Raw genomic sequence first — 1822 nt, forward strand, 5'->3', positions numbered from 1 at the left:
CAGCGCCACTTAAACGCAAGTTGTCCGGTACTGAAAGCGAGAGCCTGCCTGGCGGTGTCCTCATTCCTCACTTGACCTCCGAGACCAATCGCCATTCTGAGCGACTTGACCGCTACATCCCTGACGCCTGACCGCTCGTTCGGGGACGTTTCGCCGCCCTGCACGGCCTATTCTACGGCCATGACCGCCACCTCACCCGCCCCAGAAACCACGCTCCCCACGGCGCGTGAGCAGCTTCTCAACCGCATTCAGAAAAACATTCCCATCGTGCAGCGCCCTTATCAGGTGATTGCCGAGGAAGTTGGGCTGAGCGAGGCCGAGGCGCTGGAGATTCTGCGCGAGGTCAAGGCCGAGGGCGTGCTGCGGCAGGTCAGCGCCATCTTCGACACGCGCACACTGGGCTATCAGAGCAGTCTGGTGGCGGCGGTTCACGATGTGGATCAACTGGACGCGGGCGCGGAGATCGTGAACGGCCACCCCGGCGTCAGCCACAACTACAAGCGCAATCACGATTTTAACCTGTGGTACACGATTGCCGTGCCCCCCGAGAGTGACCTGGAAGCGCACGTTCAGAAGCTGCACGAGCAGAGCGGCGCACGCCTGACCCGGCTGATGCCCACGCTGCACCTGTTCAAGATTGGTGTGGAGTTTGACATGACCGGCAAGGAAGACTGGAACGCCAAAGCAGCGCCGCAGTACACCTCCGAACAGCGCAATATCGGCTATGAGGTCACCGATCTGGACCGCGCCTTCGTGACCGAGTTCCAGAAAGACCTGCCCGTGACCGAGGAACCCTACGCCGACGCCTGCGCCGCGCTGGGCCTGAGCATTGCCGAGGTGGCCGCGCACGCCGAGAAGATGAAGGCGGCTGGTGCCCTGCGCCGCGTGTCCGCTGTATTCCGCCACCAGAAGGCGGGCTTTACCTTCAACGCGATGGGCGTGTGGGCCGTGCCGCAGGAGGACGTGTCCGAGGTGGGCCGTCAGATGGCCGAATTCAAGGCCGTATCCCACTGCTACCTGCGCCCCACCTACCCGGAATGGCCCTACACCATTTTCACGATGGTTCACGGACGCAGCAAGGAAGAGGCGTTCGGCAAGATCGCGGCCATTGAGGAAGAGGTGGCCAGCGGCGTGGACTACGACATCCTGTATTCGACGAAGGAATACAAGAAAATCCGGCTGGAGTTCTATAAGCCCGAGTTCTACGAGTGGGAGCGGGCGAATCTGGGAGTCTGAGCTGCCAAGATAGAGGTATGGCTTTCGGATTTGACCCCGCACGTTTTCGTGTCAACCTTCAGCAGACTCCGGTCTGGGCCGCGCAGGACAGGGTCTGGGCCAGGAATGTGACAGGCGAGCAGCGACAGATGCTTGAAAATCAGAAGCCCAGGATCAGCCGTGAGGTTGGGGGCGCGTTGCAGTGGGCCATGACTGATCCCGCCGCCAACGCCGCATTTCAGTTCCGTCACACCTATTCTGATGGAGTAAAAGGCGATTATTTCATGGGGCGGCAGTATCTGGAAGCCGATCCAGAGCAGGAATGGATGTTCTTTATTGAGACGGAATGCTGTCTGACGCGTTCAGACCCGCAGCACCTGCCAGAGATTTATGAGCGATTCAATGTCTTACTACATTGGGACGCTATCAGAACTGTGGGGCGACTCACGCTTGCTGAAGAGACAGAACACGGGGCCAGACTCGGGTTGCCCAATTTTCGCCTCGTCCGAACACTTAGAGCGCGTTTATAAAGGGTCAGACCCGGTGGCAAGCTTGAGGTGTGAAACGCAAGCCTTACTCGTCGGACCTGACCCAAGCCCAGTTTAAG

General features: G+C 59.7%; 2 protein-coding genes. Both read left to right on the forward strand.

From position 1 onward, the window contains the following. The first annotated feature begins 180 nt into the window (after positions 1 to 180). Entirely contained in the window at positions 181 to 1236 is a 1056-nt protein-coding gene (ahbA, locus tag Q319_RS0123375) for a siroheme decarboxylase subunit alpha (protein ID WP_029484775.1), read from the forward strand. 17 nt (positions 1237 to 1253) lie between these two features. Then, on the forward strand, positions 1254 to 1745 hold the full coding sequence (locus Q319_RS0123380) for a hypothetical protein (RefSeq protein WP_029484776.1): 492 nt from the start codon (positions 1254 to 1256) through the stop codon (positions 1743 to 1745). Positions 1746 to 1822 lie beyond the last annotated feature (77 nt).

The organism is Deinococcus marmoris DSM 12784, assembly GCF_000701405.1.
Taxonomy (GTDB): domain Bacteria; phylum Deinococcota; class Deinococci; order Deinococcales; family Deinococcaceae; genus Deinococcus; species Deinococcus marmoris.

Excerpts from the sequence above, each read along its gene's own strand:
- Q319_RS0123380 (WP_029484776.1), top strand. The coding sequence starts at position 1,254 with ATGGCTTTCGGATTTGACCCCGCACGTTTTCGTGTCAACCTTCAGCAG.
- ahbA (WP_029484775.1), top strand. The coding sequence starts at position 181 with ATGACCGCCACCTCACCCGCCCCAGAAACCACGCTCCCCACGGCGCGT.